Annotated in this window: 21 protein-coding genes, 1 tRNA gene and 1 pseudogene; 11 read left to right on the top strand and 12 right to left on the bottom strand. The window is 70.5% G+C overall.

Annotated features, from left to right (window positions below; translation table 11 throughout):
• A partial coding sequence (locus tag AB0H87_RS20200) for a GntR family transcriptional regulator (RefSeq protein ID WP_360147470.1) occupies positions 1–270 on the bottom strand: 270 nt, incomplete at its 3' end.
• A gap of 125 nt (positions 271–395) precedes the next feature.
• Here AB0H87_RS20200 and AB0H87_RS20195 point away from each other — a divergent pair.
• The gene (locus tag AB0H87_RS20195) at positions 396–1,565 is read left to right on the top strand and encodes an MFS transporter (RefSeq protein WP_360147467.1); all 1,170 of its coding nucleotides are present in this window, start codon (positions 396–398) and stop codon (positions 1,563–1,565) included.
• Here AB0H87_RS20195 and AB0H87_RS20190 read toward each other — a convergent pair.
• The 9 genes from AB0H87_RS20190 to AB0H87_RS20150 all read right to left on the bottom strand — a co-directional run bounded on the left by AB0H87_RS20190 (position 1,532) and on the right by AB0H87_RS20150 (position 10,556).
• Positions 1,532–2,179: a class I SAM-dependent methyltransferase gene (locus AB0H87_RS20190; protein ID WP_360147464.1), complete on the bottom strand. Its 648-nt coding sequence runs from the start codon at positions 2,177–2,179 to the stop codon at positions 1,532–1,534. The two genes, AB0H87_RS20195 and AB0H87_RS20190, sit on opposite strands and share 34 nt — an antisense overlap.
• Before the next feature lie 48 nt (positions 2,180–2,227).
• Positions 2,228–2,872 carry a response regulator transcription factor gene (locus AB0H87_RS20185; protein ID WP_360147461.1) on the bottom strand — a complete coding sequence of 215 codons (645 nt, stop codon included), beginning with the start codon at positions 2,870–2,872 and terminating at the stop codon, positions 2,228–2,230.
• Positions 2,873–2,886: 14 nt separating this feature from the next.
• Positions 2,887–4,212, bottom strand: a complete 1,326-nt coding sequence (locus AB0H87_RS20180) for a sensor domain-containing protein (RefSeq protein WP_360147458.1) — start codon at positions 4,210–4,212, stop codon at positions 2,887–2,889.
• 17 nt (positions 4,213–4,229) lie between these two features.
• Positions 4,230–5,000, bottom strand: coding sequence for an ABC transporter permease (locus AB0H87_RS20175; protein WP_360147455.1), 771 nt, complete (start codon positions 4,998–5,000; stop codon positions 4,230–4,232).
• Positions 4,997–5,722, bottom strand: coding sequence for an ATP-binding cassette domain-containing protein (locus AB0H87_RS20170; protein WP_360147452.1), 726 nt, complete (start codon positions 5,720–5,722; stop codon positions 4,997–4,999). Before AB0H87_RS20170 ends, AB0H87_RS20175 begins: the two co-directional genes overlap by 4 nt.
• 78 nt (positions 5,723–5,800) lie before the next feature.
• Positions 5,801–7,273, bottom strand: coding sequence for a family 43 glycosylhydrolase (locus AB0H87_RS20165; RefSeq protein ID WP_360147449.1), 1,473 nt, complete (start codon positions 7,271–7,273; stop codon positions 5,801–5,803).
• A gap of 10 nt (positions 7,274–7,283) precedes the next feature.
• Complete coding sequence (locus AB0H87_RS20160; protein ID WP_360147446.1) at positions 7,284–8,726, bottom strand: family 43 glycosylhydrolase; 1,443 nt, start codon at positions 8,724–8,726, stop codon at positions 7,284–7,286.
• Positions 8,727–9,149: 423 nt separating this feature from the next.
• Positions 9,150–9,725, bottom strand: a complete 576-nt coding sequence (locus AB0H87_RS20155) for a dihydrofolate reductase family protein (RefSeq protein WP_360147443.1) — start codon at positions 9,723–9,725, stop codon at positions 9,150–9,152.
• Between the two features lie 93 nt (positions 9,726–9,818).
• Entirely contained in the window at positions 9,819–10,556 is a 738-nt protein-coding gene (locus AB0H87_RS20150; protein WP_360147440.1) for a GntR family transcriptional regulator, read from the bottom strand.
• A 95-nt stretch (positions 10,557–10,651) separates the two neighbouring features.
• Here AB0H87_RS20150 and AB0H87_RS20145 point away from each other — a divergent pair, with 95 nt between their 5' ends.
• From AB0H87_RS20145 to AB0H87_RS20120, 6 genes are read left to right on the top strand one after another with little or no spacing between them, the layout of a single operon-like run.
• The gene (locus tag AB0H87_RS20145; protein ID WP_360147437.1) at positions 10,652–11,659 is read left to right on the top strand and encodes a Gfo/Idh/MocA family oxidoreductase; all 1,008 of its coding nucleotides are present in this window, start codon (positions 10,652–10,654) and stop codon (positions 11,657–11,659) included.
• Positions 11,660–11,712: 53 nt separating this feature from the next.
• Positions 11,713–12,699, top strand: a complete 987-nt coding sequence (locus tag AB0H87_RS20140) for a sugar ABC transporter substrate-binding protein (protein WP_360147434.1) — start codon at positions 11,713–11,715, stop codon at positions 12,697–12,699.
• Positions 12,696–13,736, top strand: coding sequence for an ABC transporter permease (locus AB0H87_RS20135; RefSeq protein WP_360147431.1), 1,041 nt, complete (start codon positions 12,696–12,698; stop codon positions 13,734–13,736). The genes AB0H87_RS20140 and AB0H87_RS20135 overlap by 4 nt, the downstream gene beginning before the upstream one ends.
• Complete coding sequence (locus tag AB0H87_RS20130; RefSeq protein ID WP_360147428.1) at positions 13,733–14,557, top strand: ATP-binding cassette domain-containing protein; 825 nt, start codon at positions 13,733–13,735, stop codon at positions 14,555–14,557. The genes AB0H87_RS20135 and AB0H87_RS20130 overlap by 4 nt, the downstream gene beginning before the upstream one ends.
• A complete protein-coding gene (locus AB0H87_RS20125) occupies positions 14,554–15,504 on the top strand; it encodes a Gfo/Idh/MocA family oxidoreductase (RefSeq protein ID WP_360147425.1) in 951 nt (316 codons plus the stop codon). The genes AB0H87_RS20130 and AB0H87_RS20125 overlap by 4 nt, the downstream gene beginning before the upstream one ends.
• 9 nt (positions 15,505–15,513) lie before the next feature.
• Entirely contained in the window at positions 15,514–16,080 is a 567-nt protein-coding gene (locus AB0H87_RS20120; RefSeq protein WP_360147422.1) for a class I SAM-dependent methyltransferase, read from the top strand.
• Here the strand turns inward: AB0H87_RS20120 and AB0H87_RS20115 are convergent.
• A complete protein-coding gene (locus AB0H87_RS20115; protein WP_360147419.1) occupies positions 16,061–16,471 on the bottom strand; it encodes a RidA family protein in 411 nt (136 codons plus the stop codon). The genes AB0H87_RS20120 and AB0H87_RS20115 overlap by 20 nt on opposite strands.
• A 123-nt stretch (positions 16,472–16,594) precedes the next feature.
• Here AB0H87_RS20115 and AB0H87_RS20110 point away from each other — a divergent pair.
• Positions 16,595–16,678: transfer RNA gene (locus tag AB0H87_RS20110), tRNA-Leu, on the top strand.
• A gap of 167 nt (positions 16,679–16,845) precedes the next feature.
• On the opposite strand, the gene AB0H87_RS20105 is transcribed toward AB0H87_RS20110, so the two are convergent.
• Positions 16,846–17,808, bottom strand: a complete 963-nt coding sequence (locus tag AB0H87_RS20105) for a helix-turn-helix transcriptional regulator (RefSeq protein ID WP_360147416.1) — start codon at positions 17,806–17,808, stop codon at positions 16,846–16,848.
• Between AB0H87_RS20105 and AB0H87_RS20100 the strand changes: the two genes are divergently transcribed.
• From AB0H87_RS20100 to AB0H87_RS20090, 3 genes and pseudogenes are all read left to right on the top strand, one after another.
• Complete coding sequence (locus tag AB0H87_RS20100) at positions 17,798–18,868, top strand: aldo/keto reductase (protein WP_360147413.1); 1,071 nt, start codon at positions 17,798–17,800, stop codon at positions 18,866–18,868. The genes AB0H87_RS20105 and AB0H87_RS20100 overlap by 11 nt on opposite strands.
• A gap of 164 nt (positions 18,869–19,032) precedes the next feature.
• Entirely contained in the window at positions 19,033–19,608 is a 576-nt protein-coding gene (locus AB0H87_RS20095; RefSeq protein ID WP_360147410.1) for a WHG domain-containing protein, read from the top strand.
• A pseudogene (locus AB0H87_RS20090) lies at positions 19,605–19,808 on the top strand (lipase); the annotation flags it as partial. The gene AB0H87_RS20095 and the pseudogene AB0H87_RS20090, both read left to right, overlap by 4 nt.

The following is a 19,808-nucleotide window of genomic DNA, read 5'->3' as shown; positions in this document are numbered from 1 at the left end:
GGGTGAGCACGGTGCGCGCCCAGGCCAGCCGCGTGCGGATCCACGCGACACCGGTGTCGCTGACGCGGAAGTCCGGCGACGGTTGCGGGAGACGCCGAAGTCCTCCGCCAGCCGATCCTCGGTGAGCCGTTCGCCCGGGGGATAGTCGCCGCTGATGATCCCCTTTCGAAGAGCGGCGAGCACCTGGTCGCGGAGCGGCAGGTGCTGAGCGCCGATTTTGCCCGGTAGGTCCGTGTCCACCCAACCACCCTCCGAGATGACGTCTGACATCGATTGTATACGAAGAACAATCCACTTTGGCGGATCTCGCCCGCGCTCCGTCGACGAAATCGGTCCAGTTTTGCGGCGTCGGTTCGGACCTCAACAGAGGACCGATTCGCTCGTACGGTCAGCTCATGACGACGCTGACGCTGACCGCATCCCCCGCCCGGCCCCGGCTGCTCACCCGCCCGTTGCTGCTGGTCTCGGCCGCCGACTTCCTCGGCCTGACCAGCTTCTACCTCCTGCTCTCCGTCGTGCCCGCGTACGTCGCCGGCGGTGGGGTCGGTGCCGGCCTCTCCACCGGCACGCTGATGCTGTCCACGGTCGCCGCCGAACTCGCACTCCCCCGCCTGCTGGCCCGCTTCGGCTACCGCACGGTCCTGGCCGCGGGCCTGCTCCTGCTCGGCCTGCCCGCCCTCGCCCTGCCGATCTCCGCCGGCCTGCCGGTGGTCCTGGCGGTGTGCGTGCTGCGCGGCGCCGGCCTCGCCACGATCTTCGTCGTCTGCGGGGCCTGGGGTGCCGAGCTGATACCGGCGTCGCGGCGGGGCGAAGGACTCGGCGTGCTCGGTGTCGTCGCCGGCGTGCCGGCCGTCGTGGGCATGCCGGCCGGCCTCTGGCTGGCCACCCAGATCGGCTACGAGGCCGTGTTCACGGCCGGCGCGGTGCTCGCCCTCCTCGGCCTCGCGGCGTTGCCCGCGCTTCCTGGCACGACCGGCCGGGTGGCCGCCCACGGCGGGATGCTCGCCGCGGCCCGCAAGCCGACGCTGGCCCGACCCGCGGTGGTCTTCGCCGGCGCGGCCATGCTGAGCGGCATCGTCGCCACCTTCCTGCCGGCCGCCCTCCCCCACGCCGGTTCCGGCTTCATCGCGTTCGCCCTGCTCCTGCACGCCGTCACCGGCACCGCGGCCCGCTGGTGGGCGGGCGTGTTCGGCGACCGGCACGGGCCGCGACGCCTGCTGGTCCCCGGCGTCGTCACGGGCGCGGCCGGCCTCGCGGTCCTGGTCGTCACCACCCACCCGGTGGCGGTCCTGGCCGGGATGGCGGTCTTCGGCGCGGGCTTCGGCGTGGTGCAGAACGCCAGCATGGCCGTCCTGCTCCAGTCGACGCCGCCCGCCCAGTACGGTGTCGTCACAGCACTGTGGAGCGTCGCGTACGACACCGGTTTCGGCGCCGGTGCGCTCGGTTTCGGGCTGCTGGCCACGACCACCGGTTACCCGGTCGGCTTCGCGGCTGCGGCCGCCGTGTCGCTGGTCGCGCTGATCGCCCTCCGTCAGAAGGCCTCGCGGGCCCCGGCTCCCCAGTAGAAGGGCCCGGACGTCGCACGGACCTCGACGCGCCAGCCCAGCCGGGCGAGCCGCTGTTCGAGGTCCGCGGGCTGGTACGGGACCTTGACGACCCGGTAGGCCGTCCCGTCTTTGAGCCGGCGCTGGACGACCACGGAGTCCGCGCCCTCGACGAGCTCCTCGACCGTGCGGTGCCCGTCGTCGACGAAGAACACCCGCCCGCCCGGTCGCAGGCAGTCGGCCACCAGCGACCAGAACGACGCCAGCCGTTCCGGCGGCACGTGCGACAACCAGAACCCGAAGAACACGACGTCGTAGCGCCGGTCCGGCCGCCAGTCGAACAGGTCGGCCAACACGAACCGGACCCGCTGGTCGCCACCCACCCGTGCCGAGGCGATGTCGATCATCTCGGCGGAGGCGTCCACCGCCGTCACCTCGGTGGCATGGCGCAGCAGCTGGCCGGTCCAGGTGCCCGGTCCGCAGGCGAGCTCGAGCACGCTGCCGGTCGGCCGGAACGCGTCCAGCGCCGCGGAAACCTCGTCGCCGCCGGGCAAGGGCAGCGCGTGGTCGTCGTACTCGGCGGCCACCGCCCGGTAGAAGCCGGCCTGCTCGTCGAGCAACTCGCGTCCAGTCATCAGCCGAATATCGCGGACCGCGGACGGGGCCGCAACAGGCCAACGCCGTCAGCCGCTGACGTGGCGGAGCACGGCCAGGACGCGGCGGTTGTCGCTGTCCGATGCCGGCAGGCCGAGTTTCGCGAAGATGTTCGCCACGTGCTTCTCGACGACTCCGGGGGTGATGACGAGCGCCGCCGCGATTCCGGCGTTGGACCGCCCCTCGGCCATCAGCGACAGCACCGCACGCTCCCGCGGGGTCAGGGACGCCAGCCCGGCCGTGTCCCGCCCGGCCCGCATCAGGTGGCCGACCACCTCCGGGTCCAGCGCGGTGCCGCCGGATGCCACGCGGGTCAGCGCGTCCACGAACTCGGCGACGTCCGCGACACGGTCCTTGAGCAGGTATCCCACGCCGGTCGGCCGGTCCGCGAGCAGGCGGGTGGCGTAGCGGGTCTCCACGTACTGCGAGAACATCAGCACCCCGACGGCCGGATGGTCGCGCCGGATGTCGATCGCGGCGCGCAGTCCCTCGTCGGTGTGCGTCGGCGGCATCCGGATGTCGATGATGGCCACGTCCGGTGCGGTGTCGGCGACCGCGGACCGCAGCGCGTCCGCGTCGGCGACCGCAGCGCAGACCTCGAAACCGCGGTCGGTGAGCAGCCGGATCAGCCCCTCGCGCATCATCGCGGCATCCTCCGCGATCACCACCCGCATGTCGTCGCCTCCGTTCACACGTGCGTGGGCAGCTCGATCTCGACCCGGGTCGGACCACCAGCAGGACTGTGTACGCGCATCAGGCCGTCCACCACGGCGATGCGGCGGGCCAGCCCAGCCAGGCCAGGGCCGTCCGGGTTCGCCCCGCCGACACCGTCGTCCTCGACCGTCAGCATCACGCGCTCGCCGGACCGGCCGACGCCGAGCCGGATCCGACCCGCCCGGCTGTGCTTGGCCGCGTTCGCGAGCAGTTCGGCGGCGCAGAAGTAGGCGATCGTCTCGATCGCCGGCGCCGGGCGGTCGGGCAGTTCCACCCGCACCGCGACCGGGATGGCGCTGCTCGTCGCGAGCGTGGCCAGCGCGTCGCCGAGGCCGCTGTCGAGGACCGGCGGGTGGATCCCGCGCACCAGGTCGCGCAGGTCGGCCAGGGCGTCCTTGGCGCCGCGGTGGGCCAGCGCGACCAGTTCGCGGGCCTGTGCGAGGTCGGGCGGTGGGCCGTCGACGCCCAGCTTCTCGGTCGCCATGCCGAGGTTCATCGCCAGGGTGGCGAGCCGGACCTGCGCGCCGTCGTGCAGGTCGCGCTCCAGCGTGCGCATCATCGTCGCCGCGTCGTCGATCGCGCGGGCCCGGCTGACCTGCAGTTCGCGTACCCGCTCGGCGAGCCGGCGCGGGCCGAGCAGCCGCCGCATCGCGGCCAGGTCCAGGGCCGTGCCCGCCCGCATCAACCACGGTGCGACCAGCAGCATGGCGAGACCGGCGGCGGCGATCAGGAACGTGCCGGCGAACGTCCGCGTGCCGATGGCGCCGAACGGCGTCAGCCCCCACACCGGCCCGAGCGTCGTGCCGGCCGGGTGGTTGCGGAACAGCGGCCACCACACCGGGTAGCTGAGGTTGACCACGCCGAACACGTAGCAGAAGGCGCCGTAGCCCTCGGGTATGGCCAGGGGCACCTTGAGCAGGCCGTACCCGAAGGCGCGCCAGCCCGGTCCGTCGGAGACCAGGGCGCGGATGCGCTTCGAGGGCCGGGTCGGCGGGGCGTCCACGCGGACGTCGAGCAGCCGATCCGCGAGCGTGCGATGCACGGCGCCCAGCGCCCGCCCGAGCGGGGTGGCCAGCACGACCAGGAGCGCGACGGTGAGCGGGAACACGACCAGGAACACCGGTGCGACGGCGGGTGCGGGCTCGCGGGACATGGCGCCGCTCGCCCAGAGGACGAGGACCCCGAGGGCCGGCACGAGCGCGGCCACGGCCAGGATCGCGGCCGCGCTGACCGCGCCGGCGACGCAGAACACCGCCTGGCGGAGGGCCAGTGTGGTGAACGGGGCGCGCAGCGCGGTCATCAGCCCATTGTCGCGGGTCACGCGTCGCGGTAGCGGAGCAGCACACCGCCGCACAGGATCGCCAGCGCCGCGTAGCCACACATGAGCAGCGCGCTGACCCAGCCGGCAAACAGCCCGGGTATGGGCGAGGTCACCGCGATGGAGTTGAGCAGCATCAGCAGCGGGACGAACCGGCCGACCGCGATCCCGCTCTCGCCGAACAGGCCGACCACGATCATCGGGACGAACATCAGACCGAACAGCGTGCCGATCGCGGCGCCCGAGTGCCGCAGGAGGGTACCGACGCCGACCCCGATCAGCGCGGTGGCGCCCAGATACACGCCGGTCAGCAGGACCGGGCGCAGGATCGCCGGGTCGCCGAGGGAGGCGGCCGGGATGGCGGTGCCGCGGATCGCGAGCTGCCCGCCCAGATAGCCGGCGAAGCTCGCGACCAGGCCGACGGTGAGCGCCGCGCCGCCGCACACGGCGACCTTCGCGGCCAGGACGACCCGCCGCCGCGGTACGGCGGCAAAGGTCGAACGAATCATCCCGGTGCCGTATTCACCTGTAACGACCAGGACCCCCAGCGCGCCGAGGAGCAACTGGGCCGCGATCGCACCGCCCAGGCTGTTGTTCAGGATCTGGGCGGCGGTCGCGACCGGGGTGTGCGACCGGTAGCCGAGCCCGACCCCGGCGCCGACCGCGCCCATCACCACCACCGCCGCGATCGCCAGCCACCACGTCGAGCGGACGCTGCCCAGCTTGATGCGCTCCATCCGGGCCGCGTGGCGGAATCCGTAGCCGTTCATGACGCTCCTACTCCGCGATAGTCGGTGTCCTGCGAGGTGAGCCGGAAGAACGCGTCCTCCAGGCTGTCGGCGCCGGCGGCGAGGTCGTCGACGGTGGTCTCGGCCAGCAGCCGGCCGCGGCCGATGACCACGAGCCGTTCGGCGGTCAACGCCATCTCGGCGATGAGGTGGCTGGACACGAACACGGTCCGCCCTTCGGCGGCGAGTCCGCGCAGCAGGTCCCGGATCCAGCGGATGCCCTCCGGATCGAGCCCGTTGACCGGCTCGTCGAGCAGGAGCACGCCCGGATCACCGAGCAGGGCGACGGCGACACCGAGCCGCTGGCGCATGCCGAGCGAGTAGGTGCCCGCGCGCCGGTTCGCGGCCTCGGACAGCCCGACGACGCGCAGCACCTGCTCGACCCGGGACCGCGGGATGTCGTTGCTCGCGGCCAGGGCGGCGAGGTGCGCCCGGGCGCTGCGACCGGGATGGACCGCACCGGCGTCGAGGAGGGCGCCGACGGTCTTCAAGGGCCAGCGCAGGTCCGCGTACGGGACACCGCCGATCAGCGCCTGGCCACGGTCCGGCGCATCGAGACCGAGAATCATGCGCATGGTCGTCGACTTGCCGGACCCGTTGGGGCCGAGGAATCCGGTCACCACCCCGGGCCGGACGTCGACGCTCAGCCCGTCGACGGCGACCCGGCCGCCGTAGCGTTTGGTCAGCTCACGTAGTTCGATCACCCAGTCGACGCTAGGCACCACCTGCTGCGGTCAGAAGCCGGAAACCACCCGACTCGGCCTGGGGGTTTTCCGCCCCTCTCACTCACCGGAGGGGGCGGTGAGGGTGACGCCGAGCCGGACCGGCGTGCCGAAGTTGGGTGTGCCGTCGGCGTTCCAGGTGAACCGCTGCGCGCGGGTCGACCGGTTCATGTCGCAGCCGCCGCCCGCCGAGTCGTTGGCGTGGTAGACGATCCAGCTCTCGGTGCCGTCCGGCGACGTGAAGAACCCGTTGTGGCCCGGTGCGTAGACACCGTTCGCGTCGTTGCGTTGGAACACCGGGTTCGGCGACTTCGTCCAATGTGCCGGGTTGAGCGGGTCGCTGCCGGTCAGCGTCAGCAGGCCGAGCTTGTAGTCCGGCCCCCAGCAGGCGGAGGCGGAGTAGACCACCATCACCCGGCCGTTGCGGTAGAGCGGTTCCGGTCCCTCGTTGACCGGCGCCGTCTGCCGTTCCCACGACAGCGTGGGTGAGCTGAGCCGCACCCGCGACCCGCTGAGCGTCCAAGGGTTCGACAGTCGCTGGATGAAGTTGCTCTGGCCGGCACCGTCCCCGCCGTACGTGCCCATGAGGAAGAGGCTGCTGCCGACCTTGAGCACGCTCGCGTCGAGCTGCCAGTCGGTGCCGAGGTCGGCCTTGAACGTGTAGGGACCCATCGGGTCGGTGCCGGCGGACTCCAGCACGTGCAGCCGCTGGGTCGGGTTGTAGTCGGTGACGTTCTGCCCGGCGGTGTAGTAGAAGTACCACCGCCGGCCGTTGGGCCCGTCGAGCAGGTGGAACTCCGGCGCCCACATGTTGCAGCACCCACCGGGTCGGCCCGCGAGGTTGAAGACCACCTGGTCGGCGGCCGTCGCGAGCCCGGCGAGCGTCGTGGACCGCCGCATCGTGATCGTCGAGTTCCACGTGGTGGTGGCCAGGTAGTAGGAGCCGTTGTGGTGCTGCAGCCAGGGGTCGGGACCGTTGCGCTTGATCGGGTTGGTGAACGTCCGGGCCGTGCCGCCGAGCGCGACCAGCTGCCACTGCTGGTTCGCGCCGTCGAGGTCCTGGTACTGCGACACCCGGGCGCCGTCGGCGGTTGACCATTCCCACACGTCGAGGGCCTTGCCGCTGTTGCGGTTGATCAGCCGCACGTAACCACCGGCGGAGTCGGCGAGGCGGAACTGTTGCCGGGCGTCGTTGCGGTCCGTGTACTGCACGAGCTGGACACCGTCGGCGGTCGTGGGCAGATCCAGCACCTTGCCGCTGTGCACGGACTGGACGCGGTACCAGCCGCCGCCGGAGTCGAGGAACCGCCACTGCTGCCACGCGCCGTCGTTGCGGGTGTACTGGTTGATCGCCGCGCCGTCGTTGGTGGCCAGGTTGTAGACGTCCAGCGCCTTGCCACTGTGGCGGTTGACCAGGACGTACGGGGTGTTCGGCTGCACCGTGGCCGCGGCCGCCGCCGGTGCCAGGACGGCCGTGCCGGAGCCGGCCAGAACGGTGACCACGCCGGCGGCGAGAAGGGTCGTTCTACGCATGAAACGCTCCTCAGTAGACGAATGGCCAGCCGGCGCTGTCGTACCCGATGCGGTTGATGCCCAGCAGCGAGGCGCCGTTGTCGGCGTAGTAGTGGTAGACGAGCACGTCGCCGTCCGTGTCGGCGAGCACCGCCTGGTGCCCCGGGCCGTGGACGCCGCCGTGGCCCGCCAGCACCTGCGTACCGCCGCCGGCTGTCATCGCCGTACCGTTGCGGTCGGCGTAGGGGCCGGTGACGTTGGTCGAGCGACCCACAATCACGCGGTACGTACTCGACGCGCCCTGGCAGCATCGGTCGAACGACACCCACAGGTAGTAGTACGAGCCGCGGCGCACGATGAACGGCGCCTCGATCGCACCGCCGTTGCGGCCGGCGATGCTCACCATCGCGTTGTCGGCGCGCAGCCCGGTCGACGGGTTGAGTGCCACCAGCTTGATCCCGGACCAGAACGACCCGAAACTCAACCACCACCGGCCGGCGGCGTCGACGACCAGGTTCGGGTCGATCGCGTTGAAGCTGTCGCTCGTACGGGACTCCACGACCAGCCCCGCATGCGTCCACGTGCCGGAGTCACCGGTGGTGCTGGTCGCCAGGAAGATGGCCGAGCGGTTGGACCCGAAGGTCGACGCCGAGTAGTACATCCAGTAGCGGCCGTTGAGGTAGGACAGGTCCGGCGCCCACAGGTTGCGGCTGCCGCCCGTGTAGGTCGTCGTCCAAGGCGCTCCACCGGGGAACGCCGCGCCGGCGTTGCGGAACGCCGCGCGGTCCGGCGACGTCTTCAGGCTGATGTCGTTGCCGGTGTGTGCCAGCAGGTAGCCGCCGCCGGGACGCCGGACGACCGCCGGGTCGTGCACACCCACGTCGCCGGTCACGGTGCCCGGGTTCGGATAGGCGACGGGCGGGCTCGTCGACCCGTCGACGCGGGCGAGCTGCCACCGCTGGTTGGCGCCGTCGAGATCGGTGTACTGGCTCACCCGGGCACCGTCGGCCGTCGAGTGTTCCCAGACGTCGAGCGCCTTGCCGCTGTTGCGGTTGATCAGGCGGACCGCGCCGTTCGCCGAGTCGGCGAGCCGGAACTGCTGGTTGGTCGCGCCGCGGTCCGCCCACTGGATCACCTCGGCGCCGTTGGCCGACGAGGAGTCACGCACGTCGAGGACCTTGCCGCTGTGCCGGGCGCGCAGCCGGTACCAGCCGCCGCCCGAGTCCACGAACTGCCACTGCTGCCAGGCACCGTCGTTGCGGGCCCACTGCGCGATCCGGGCACCGTCGGCGGTGCTCCGCTCGAACACCTCCAACGCCTTGCCGCTGTGCTGGGCGGTCAACACGTACCACGCGTTGGTGTCCACCGTGGCCGCTCTCGCCGGCGCACTGGACAACACGGTCACTCCGACGGCCACGAGTGCGATCATCAGCGCGCTGATGACTCGACGGCCGGGCAGGGCAAGAGAGAGCATGGCGGTCCTCCCGCTGGGAGACGGGACGACGGGCCGGTGGCGCGAACCGTCGCCGGGACAAGTGCGCCCGGGGACCGGCCGGTGACCGACGGAGCGGCTCTCCCCCATCGCGGTGCCTCCGGCCGGATGCACGTGCTCCTATGTTGGCGCTCACAACAGATAGATGTCAAGCTATGAATGCTGCGACAACGGCACGCTGTTAACGCCAACAGCGGTCAGCGAAGGCGATAGAAATAGTTGCCCTGGTAGTCGCGTACGACGGCCTCGTGCGAGTCCACGGCGAACGTGATGCCGGCGAGCCATGGCCGCGCCGAGGTGATCGAACTGTCGACGCCGGTTCGGACCCATGCGCGCGCTAATCCCAGGCCACCGCTACGGGGGCCAGCATCGCATCGGCGCGGAACGTCGGCACGCCGCACTCGATCATGTCGTTGTCCGGTACGTCGCGATGATGACGCCTGTCGTCGTCGGCACCGTATCGACAAGCTCCATTGTGGTCAGCGCGTCCCCGAACAGCTTCATGCCCGTGCCCAACGTCAGCGGGAAGATCGACAGAGTGTAGCCGTCGACCAGGCCCGCCCGGGCCAGCGACCGCACCAGTTCGCCGCTGCCGAGGACGGCGAGGTCGACCGTCTTCTTGAGGTCCGCCACGGCAGAGATCAGGTCCCCGCTCACGAGCGAAGAGTTCTCCCAGGGCAGCGGCTCGTTCAGCGTGCGGGACGCCACGTACTTCTGACGCCGGTTGAGCACCGCCGTGTACGGGTTGCCGTCGGTCTGCCCCGCCCAGAAGCCGTGGAACTGCTCGTAGGTGCGGCGGCCGAACAGCAGCGCCCCCTCGGCCCGCATGCCCGAGCCCATCGTCTCGGCCATGACGTGGTCCATGTACGGCACCGCCCAGCCGCCGTGGGTGAAGCCACCTCGCGGGTCCTCGTCGGCCCCGCCGGGTGCCTGCATCACGCCGTCCAGCGTCACGTTCTCGATCACCGTGAGCTTGCCCATCGCGCGGTCTCCCTGTCAGGTGGGTGGCCGGTCCGTCGCCGGCCTCTCCTCACCTACACGAACGACCGAGTCCCGGATCGACAGCCGGCGTGCCTAGCGTTCGTCGATGGTGACCTCGACGGTGTAGTCCCGCGCCCGGTAGCAGTGGTCGCCGTATTCCACCGCGACCCCGGCCGCGTCGAACGCGCTGCGGGTCATCGTGAGCACCGGCTCCGACGCCTTGAGGTCGAGATGGCGCCGCTCGAACGCGGTCGGGGTGCGGGCGCCGATCTCCTGGTGCGCGACCACCGCCCGGACGCCGCGGCCCCGCAGCAGCGCGTAGAGGCCCTGCGACTCGAGCTGCTCGCGGGTCAGGTCGGCCGAGCGCGGCGGCAGCCAGTTGCGCAGGATCGCGAGCGGCTGCCCAGCCGCCGACCGAAGCCGGACGATGGCCAGCAGGTCGGTGTCGGCGGGCAGGTCGAGCTCCGCCGCGATCCGCTCGTCGCGGACCATCTCATGGCCGAGGACGACGGTGCCGGGCTTGCCGGCGGCGCGGTCGAGGTCCTCGTACAGGCTGGTCAGGCCCGCCCGGCGGTGCACCTTGCGGTTGGCGACGGTGGTGCCGAGCCCGCGGCGGCGCAGCAGCAGGCCCTGGCCGACCAGCTCCTGGATGGCCCGCCGGACCGTCGGCCGGGACAGGTCGAGGCGCTCCGCGAGGGCGATCTCGTTCTCGAACGGGTCGCCGGGCTGGAGGCGGCCATCATCGATCGCGGAGCGTAACTGCTCTGCGAGCTGATGGTAGAGGGGCACGGGGGACGACCGGTCGATCGTCACGCCCACCTGGAGTGCCATGCGCGCACTGTACCGCGTTCCGCGAGGTTGACGTTACGTAAAAATGTTGGAACAAATACTTGACGTAATATTGACCCGCGTGCACGCTACGCTGCATGCGGATCGGCCTGGTCGGGGTGGGAAGGATCGGTTCCTTCCACGCCCGCACGCTCGCGTCGCTGGACGCCGTCGACGAGCTCGTGATCACCGACGCGGATCGGACCGCGGCCCGGGCGCTCGCGGCTGAGCTGGGCGGCGTCGCGGTCGCCGAGGACACCTCGACGCTCCTCCACGCCGGCGTCGACGGCCTCGTGATCGCCGCCGCCACGCCCGCACACGCCCCACTGCTGGCCCTCGCGGTGGCCGCCGGCGTGCCCACCTTCTGCGAGAAGCCCGTCGCCGCCACCCTGCCGGAGACCCTCGAGCTGGCGGCACTCGTGGAGAGCAGCGGCGTGCCCGTGCAGATCGGCTTCCAGCGCCGGTTCGACGCCGGCTACCGCCGGGTCCGGGCCGCGATCGAGGTCGGCGAGCTGGGCTTCGTGCACACCATCCGGGCCAACACCCACGACCAGGCGCCGCCGCCGGCGGCGTACATCGCCAGCTCCGGTGGGATCTTCCGCGACTGTTCCGTGCACGACTTCGACATCGTCCGGTTCGTGACGGGCCGCGAGGTCGCCACGGTGTACGCGACGGGCGCCAACAAGGGCGCGCCCTTCTTCACCGCGGCCGGCGACGTCGACACCGGCGGCGCCCTGCTGACCCTCGAGGACGGCACGGTCGTGCTGGTCTCCGCGACCCGCTACAACGGCGCCGGGCACGACGTGCGGCTCGAGGTGCTCGGCGAGAAGGGCGCGCTGGGCGTCGGGCTCGACGACTCGCTGGCCCTCGACTCCGCGGAGCCCGGCAACGCCGGCCCGCCGGGCCCGCGGCACGGGTCGTTCATGGACCGCTTCCGGGCCGCGTACGAGGCCGAGCTGGCCGCGTTCGTCGACGTCGCCCGCGGGACCCGCCCGTCGCCCTGTACCGTGCGGGACGCCCTGGAGGCGTTCCGGGTGGCCGAGGCGTGCGAGCTGTCCCGGGCGGCACACCACCCGATCGCCCTGGCCGAGATCAAAGGCGCGTGAACCCCTCATTGGCCGCCGTACGGCGCGGCGGCCGGAGAAAGGCAGAAAACGAGATGACGCAACGATTCCGGATGTCCCTGCTCGCGACCGGCGCGGCGGCCGTGCTCGCGCTGGCGGCGTGCAGCTCCAGCGGCGGCCGCCAGTCCGAGGAGGAGTCCACCAACGCCGGCACCGCCGACACCCCGCGGATGACGATCGCGTTCATCACCCACTCGGGGCCGGGCGACACGTTCTGGGACCTGGTCCGCAAGGGCGCCGAGGACGCGGCGAAGAAGGACAATGTGGAGCTGCAGTACCAGGCCGACCCGGACGGGCCCGGCCAGGCCAACCTCGTGCAGTCCGCGGTCGACAAGAAGGTCGACGGCATCGCGGTGACGCTGGCCAAGCCCGACGCGATGAAGGCCAACGTGACCAAGGCCGTGCAGGCCGGCGTCCCGGTCGTCGCGCTCAACGGCGGCATCGACGCGTGGCAGGGCATGGGCGTGCTCGGCTACTTCGGCCAGGACGAGCGGATCGCCGGCCGGGCGGCCGGGCAGAAGCTCGCCTCCGACGGCGCCAAGAAGGCCCTCTGCGTGATCCACGAGCAGGGCAACGTCGGGCTCGAGGCGCGCTGCGACGGCGCCAAGGAGAGCTTCCCGAACATCGAGAAGATCTACGTCACGGGCACGGACATGCCCGGCGTCCAGGCCGCGATCACCTCGAAGCTCCAACAGGACAAGGCGATCGACCGGGTGCTGGCGCTCGGCGCGCCGATCGCGATGGCGGCCGTGCAGTCCGTCAAGGACTCCAGCAGCCAGGCCAAGGTGGCCACCTTCGACACCAACAAGGAGCTGGTCGGCGCTATCAAGGGCGGCCAGGTGATGTGGGCCGTCGACCAGCAGCCCTACCTCCAGGGCTACCTCGCGGTCGACAGCCTCTGGCTCTACAAGACCAACGGCAACACGATCGGCGGCGGGCAGGCGACGCTGACCGGTCCGGCGTTCATCGACAGCGGCAACGTCGCTTCCGTCGAGCAGTACGCCAACAACGGCAAGCGGTGAGCACCGTCGAGGAGCTGGCGGCCCGGGATGACCGGGTCGCCGGCCGGCCGCTCGCGGCCCGGGTGCTGAGCCGGCCCGAGGTCGGCTCGCTGGTCGCCGCCGTCGTCATCTTCCTGCTGTTCATGGCGGTGGCCGAGCCGTTCCGCAACGTCGCCAACATCGGGACGATCCTCTATGGAGCCTCGACGATCGGCATGATGGCCGTACCAGTGGCGCTCCTGATGATCGGTGGCGAGTTCGACCTGTCGGCCGGCGTGGCGGTGACCACCGCGGGCCTGTCCGGCTCGTTGCTGGCGTGGAACTTCGGCCTCAACGTCTGGGTCGGTGTGCTGTTCTCGCTGGTGCTGGCCGTGGCGATCGGGGCGTTCAACGGCTGGCTGCTGCTGCGCACCGGGTTGCCGAGCTTCCTGGTCACGCTCGGCACGTTCTTCATCCTGCAGGGCGTCAACCTGGGCGTCACGCGGCTCGCGACCGGCAACGTGGCCAGCGCCGGCATCAACGACATGGACGGGTTCGCGAGCGCGCGCGCGGTCTTCGGATCTGAGGTGACCATTGGTCCGATCAATCTCAAGATAACCGTGTTGTACTGGCTGCTTCTCACGCTCATCGGCGCGTACGTGCTGCTGCGTACCCGGATCGGCAACTGGATCTTCGCGGTCGGCGGTGACGCGGCCGCGGCCCGGGCGGTCGGCGTGCCGGTGCGCGCGACGAAGGTCGGCCTGTTCATGACCGTCGGCTTCTGCGCCTGGCTGTCCGGCATGCACCTGCTGTTCCAGTTCAACACCGTGCAGTCCGGGGAGGGCGTCGGCAAGGAGTTCATCTTCATCATCGCCGCGGTGATCGGCGGGTGCCTGCTGACCGGTGGCTACGGGTCGGTGGTCGGCGCCTCGATCGGGGCGCTCATCTTCGGCATGACCCAGCTGGGCATCAACTACGCGGGCTGGAACCCGGACTGGTTCCGGACCTTCCTCGGTGTGATGCTGCTGCTGGCGACGATCGTCAACCTGTACGTGAAGAGGCGGGCCGATCTGCGATGACTGCGATCCTCTCGTTGGAGAACGTCGGAAAGAGCTACGGGAACGTCCACGCGCTGCGGGACGTCTCGCTGTCGGTGCGGCAGGGCGAGGTGACCTGCGTGCTCGGCGACAACGGCGCGGGCAAGTCCACCCTGATCAAGATCGTGTCGGGGCTGCACCCGCACACCGCGGGCGTCGTGTCGCTCGACGGCTCGCCGGTCTCGTTCGGGTCGCCCCGCGAGGCGCAGGCGGCCGGCATCGCGACGGTCTACCAGGACCTGGCGCTGGCGCCGCTGATGTCGGTGTGGCGAAACTTCTTCCTGGGGAACGAGCTGCGGTCTGGTCTGCTCCGCATGCTCGACATCGCCGCGATGAAGCGGATCTGCGCTTCCGAACTGTCCAAGATGGGCATCGAGATCCCGGACCTCGACCGGCCGGTGGCGAGCCTCTCGGGCGGGCAGCGGCAGTGCGTGGCGATCGCGCGGGCCATCTACTTCGGAGCGCGGGTCATCATCCTCGACGAGCCCACGGCCGCTCTGGGCGTGAAGCAGTCCGGCGTGGTGCTGCGCTACGTGGTCAAGGCGCGCGACGCCGGCCTGGGCGTCATCTTCATCACCCACAACCCGCACCACGCCTATCTGGTCGGCAACCACTTCGTGATCCTCAAGCTGGGCCGGGTGGTGCTCGACGCGCACCGCGACGAGCTGACGCTGGACCGGCTCGCGGCGGAGATGGCGGGTGGCGAGGAGCTGACGGAGCTGAGCCACGAGCTGCGGGCTGCCGATCCCGGGAAGGTGGTGCCGCCGGCTTCACTGGCACCGGGCTCGGTCTCGTCCCCGTGAGCGATCTGCGGGTAGGCGTGGTCGGCGTCGGGGTGATGGGTGCGGACCACGCCGCACGGCTCGCGCAGCGCGTCGTCGGTGCCGCACTCGTCGCGGTGTCCGACCCGGACCTCGCGCGGGCGTCGGCAGTCGCCGCCACGTTTCCCGGTGTACGGGTTTCACCGTCGCCGCTCGAGCTGATAGCCGACGACGACGTGGACGCCGTGCTGATCGCGTCGCCGGGTGAGGCGCACGAGGAACAGGTGCTGGCATGCCTGTCCTACGGGAAGTACGTGCTGTGCGAGAAGCCGCTGACGTTGTCCACGTCGTCGGCCCGCCGGCTCGTCGCGGCTGAACGGGCCGTGGGCCGGCGCCTGCTGCAGGTGGGATTCATGCGGCGCTACGACCCGTCGTACACCCGGCTGCAGTCTGGTTTGTCGTCCATCGGCCGGCTCTTGGTGCTCCACAATGTCCACCGCAACATGTCGGCCCCGGCGTCCTTCCGGTCCGAGATGATCGTGCGCGACTCGCTGGTGCACGAGGTCGACGTCGCGCGGTGGCTGTTCGCCGACGAGATCGCGACGGTGAGCGTGCTGACCCCGTTGCCCTCGCGGCTGGCACCGGCCGGTGTCTCCGACCCCTTGGTGGCGGTGTTCCGGATGGCCGGCGGCGGGATCGCGACGACCGAGGTCTTCATCAACAGCCAGGTGGGTTACGAGGTCCGCTGCGAGGCGGTGGGCGAGACCGGGAGCCTGTTCGTCGACGCACCGCGCCCGCTGCCGGCCGACTTCCGCGCCCGTTTCGCGTCCGCGTACGACCTCGAAGTCCAGGCGTGGGTCTCCTCTTGTGTGGACGGTCGCGTCGCCGGCCCGGGTGTATGGGACGGGTTCGCGGCCACCGCGGCGAGCGAAGCAGGCGTACGGTCGTTGCAGAACGGCGGCGAGCCGGTCGCCGTGGTGACCTCGTGAGGTGAAGCTGTGGAGCCGGGGTTCCTGGCCGACTTGTACGCGGACGGCGTGCATCATGACGCCGCCCAACCGGACCGCCTGCTCCGCCGACGCAACCTGGAGCCGGACACAGCGGCGTTGCTCGCCCAACTGGTCCGCATCGCCGGCGCGCGGCGGGTGGTCGAGATCGGCACGTCGAACGGCTACTCGACGATCTGGCTGGCACTGGCGGCCCGGGACGTCGGCGGCCGGGTCGTGTCGGTGGACACGCAGGAATGGCCGGGCCTACGCACGAACCTGCGGCGGGCCGGCGTGTCGGTCGAGCTGCGGTTGCTGGAGGGCGGCTCCTATCTGGCCGCGCTCCCGTCGGGTTCGGTCGATCTCCTCTTCCTGGACGCGGAACGCACGGAATACGAGGGGTGGTGGCCGCATCCGCTGCGGGTGCTGCGCCCGGGCGGGGTGCTGGCGGTCGACAACGTGCTGTCGCACCCGACGGAGGTCGCTCCGTTCCTTGCGCTGATCGGTTCGGAGTCCCGCTGCCGATCGGCCACCGTGCCGGTTGGTAAGGGTTTATCCGTTACGTGGCTGGGTCACTGAGCGCGGCGGTGACGTCGACCTCGACGAGCTGGCCTTCGAACCCGAGCCGCGAGACGCCGACAAGGGTGCTCGCGGTGGTGAAGGCGGGTCCCAGCGGCGACGCTCGCAACCGCTCCCAGACCTCACCGAGTGACCGATCCGCGTCGTCCGTCACGTATATAACGGTCCGCACCACATCGTCCGGCGTGGCCCCGACACTCGCGAGCGCGATTCGGGTGTTCTCGACGACCTGATCGACCTGGGCCAGCACCCCACCGCCGACCACGTTCCCGGCGGGGTCGAGCGGACACTGCCCAGCGAGGTGAGCGGTCTTCCCGCTGGTCACAACGGTGACATGGTGGTAGCCGGGCGGGTTGTGCAGCCCCTCGGGATTGAACCTGGAGATCGTCATGGCGGTAGTGTCTGCCGGGGCCGCCGTGACACGCGACCGGTTTTGCCCCCCGAGCCGCACGCCCCAACCTGTCGTGTACAGTTAGCGCCCGTGCGTCCCGGTAAACTGGGTCGCGCAAGACAAGTCCGGGTGGCGGAATGGCAGACGCGCTAGCTTGAGGTGCTAGTGCCCGTATAGGGCGTGGGGGTTCAAGTCCCCCCTCGGACACTTGATCTTGATCGCCGGAGTCCTCGACTCCGGCGCTTTGCTTTGTTCCGGGCTTCAGAGATCGAGCGCGACACTAACGCCGCCGGTCGAACGGCGGGCGATCGACGTCATTCCGCCGCCAGTGGCGGAACGGCGGTTCAACTCGGCCAATCATGGGCGGTCCGACATCACCGCGCCCACAACTCGTCCAATGCCGACTGGCTCTGGTCGTCCGCTGCGCGGTAGATCACCAACAGCTGGTCCGGATCTTGAAGTGGGGTAAGCGTTTCGAACTCGACGGTGACCACACCGGCTTCTGGATGCCGCATCACTTTCCGTCCGCGGCCGTTGGCCTTGACGTCTCGCTCGGCCCACAGTCGCGCGAATTCGTCGTCACGCGCGGCGCATTCGGCGATGAGGTCGGTCAGCGCCTGGTCCTCCGGGTGCGCTGCCCACGCAGCGCGCAGGTGGGCGACCCCGTCCCGCACGACGCGGTCCCGGTCGACGTAGAAATCGCGTATCGCCAAGTGCAGCAGGCACAGCCACATCGCATTGCGCTGTCCCGGCGGCAGGGTATCGAAATCGAGCAGTAGCCTCGCCATTTCGTTGTTCCAGGCAAGGATGTCGTAGCGATGGTTCATCAGCATCGCCGGCCGCGGCGACAAGTCGGCTAGAAGGCTGACGAGCGCCGGCGCCGCGGTGGTGGCGAGCTTGTCGGCGTTGCGCGGGCGGTGCTGGGCCAGGCCGAAGAGGTAGGCGCGTTCGTCCGGGGCGAGGCGCAGCGCCCGTGCCAGCGCCTCCACGACGTCCGCCGACGGCCGCAGCCCGCGGGCCTGTTCCAGCCGGACGATGTAGTCCGTGCTGACCCCGGCGAGCTCGGCGACTTCTTCGCGGCGCAGTCCTGGGGTCCGCCTGGCGTTCCGACGTAGCGGCAGACCTAGTTCCTCCGGATCCAGGCGTTCGCGCCGGGTCCGCAGGAACACGGCCAGCTCCTTTGTCACGTCCACGGCGCTGGTCTTCATGACGTGTTGTAACAGCCAGGCGTAGGACTGGTGTTCCCAGGAAGTGCCTTCCCTTACACCCCACTCGCCGTAGTCGCACGCTGGTGCTCGACGACGATTACGAGTACGGGAGGACATGATGTCGATCACCCTCGACACCTACCGGCTGCTGGGCCGCTCCGGGCTGCGGGTCTCACCGTTGGCCCTCGGCACGGCGACCTTCGGCACCGATTGGGGCTGGGGCGCCGACCGCGCCGAGGCGCGAAAGCTCTTCGACACCTACGTCGAGCGCGGCGGCAACTTCTTCGACACCGCGAGCACCTACACCAACGGCAACTCCGAGCGACTGCTGGGCGAGTTCACCCGCACCAACCGCGACAAAATGGTGCTCGCGACGAAATACTCGACGCTGCGTCAGCCCGGTGACCCCAATTCCGGGGGTACGCACCGCAAGAGCATGTCGGCGTCGGTGGAAGCCAGTCTGCGGCAGCTGAACACCGATTACATCGATCTGCTCTATCTGAACGTATGGGACTTCAGGACGCCGGTGGAGGAGATCCTGCGCGGCCTAGACGACCTGGTGAGGCAGGGCAAGGTCCTGTACGTGGCGATCTCCAGCGCCCCAGCCTGGCAGGTGTCGCGCATGCAGACGATCGCCGACGTGCGCGGATGGTCGCCGCTGGTCGCGCTGGAGATCGAGTACAGCCTGATCGAGCGAACCGGGGAGCGCGACCTGATCCCCATGGCACGCGAGATGGGACTGGGCGTGGTCCCCTTCTCCCCGCTGGGCGGTGGGGTGCTCACCGGCAAGTACGGCCGGGAGGATCTGAACCCGACGGGCCCCGTTGCCGGCGAAACCGCCAGCAGTCGCAGGAGCCTCAACGCTGCCCTGGGAATGGTCACCGAACGTACCCTTGCCGCCGCTGATGTGGTGAAGGAGGTCGCGTCGGAACTGGGCAGCACACCCGCCCAGGTCGCATTGGCCTGGACACTGCAAGCCCCGGGCGTGACGGCACCCATCATCGGCGCGCGCACCATCCCACAGCTGGAAGACAACCTGGGCGCCCTGCAGGTCGACCTCACTCCTTCCCAGCTGGTCCGCCTGGACGAGGTCAGCGCCATCGACCTCGGCATTCCGCACGGCCTGCTCGCCAGCGACCACATCCGCGCGGTCACCACAGGCGACATGAAGGTCGCAGCCCGCGGCTGACAACCGACCCAGCGCCGAGGCGCCAACCTCAAAGACCACCACGGCCCCAGCAGCAGCATCGGTATCGAGGCGCGGAGTTCGACCAAGCGTCCGTTTGCCTAAGACCTTTAGGCTGTTGCATAGTGGCATTAGGAAACGGGGGGGTGGACGTGGCCCGAGCGGGTGTGACGCCAGAGCTTCTGGTGCAGGCCGGCGCGGAGCTGGCCGACGAGGTCGGCTTCGACGGCGTCACCGTCTCCGCACTCGCGCGGAGGTTCGACGTCAAGGTGCCGAGCCTGTACTCGCATGTGCGGAACTCCGGCGACCTCAAGACCCGGATCACCGTGTACGCCCTGGCCGAGCTGGCCGACCGCGCCGCCGTGGCGCTGGCCGGTCGGGCCGGACGGGACGCGCTGATCGCGCTGGGCACTGTCTACCGCGAGTACGCCCGCGAGCATCCGGGCCGGTACGCCGCGGCCCGCCTGCGCCTCGACCCGCAGACCGCCGCCATCAGTGCCGGACCGCGGCACTCTCAGCTGATCCGGGCGATCTTGCTCGGTTACCGCCTCGAGGGGGCCGACCAGGTGCACGCCGTACGGCTGATCGGCAGCACCTTCCACGGCTACATCAGCCTCGAATTGGCCGGCGGCTTCGACCACAGCGATCCCGACCCGCAGGAATCCTGGGAACGGATCATGGACGCCCTCGACGCCCTGCTGCGTCACTGGCCCGCCCCGTCGGCGCCTGAGGTGGCGTCATGAGCACCTGGATCACCACACCGATCACCACCGGCCTCCTCCGCGGCGCCGTCGAGTGGGAACGCACCGAGCACGGCCTGCGGCCGCACCGGCTGCCGGGCTGGGCCCGCGCGCAGAGCCCGGATCCGCAACTGCACCTGGTCGAGGCCCAGCCGTCCGGGGTACGGGTCTGCTTCCGGACTGCCGCGACCGCGATCGAGCTC

Origin of the sequence: Asanoa sp. NPDC050611 (genome assembly GCF_040654855.1) — a bacterium.
In the GTDB taxonomy this organism is placed as follows: Bacteria; Actinomycetota; Actinomycetes; order Mycobacteriales; family Micromonosporaceae; genus Asanoa.
This window is presented reverse-complemented; position numbering and strand designations above follow the sequence as displayed.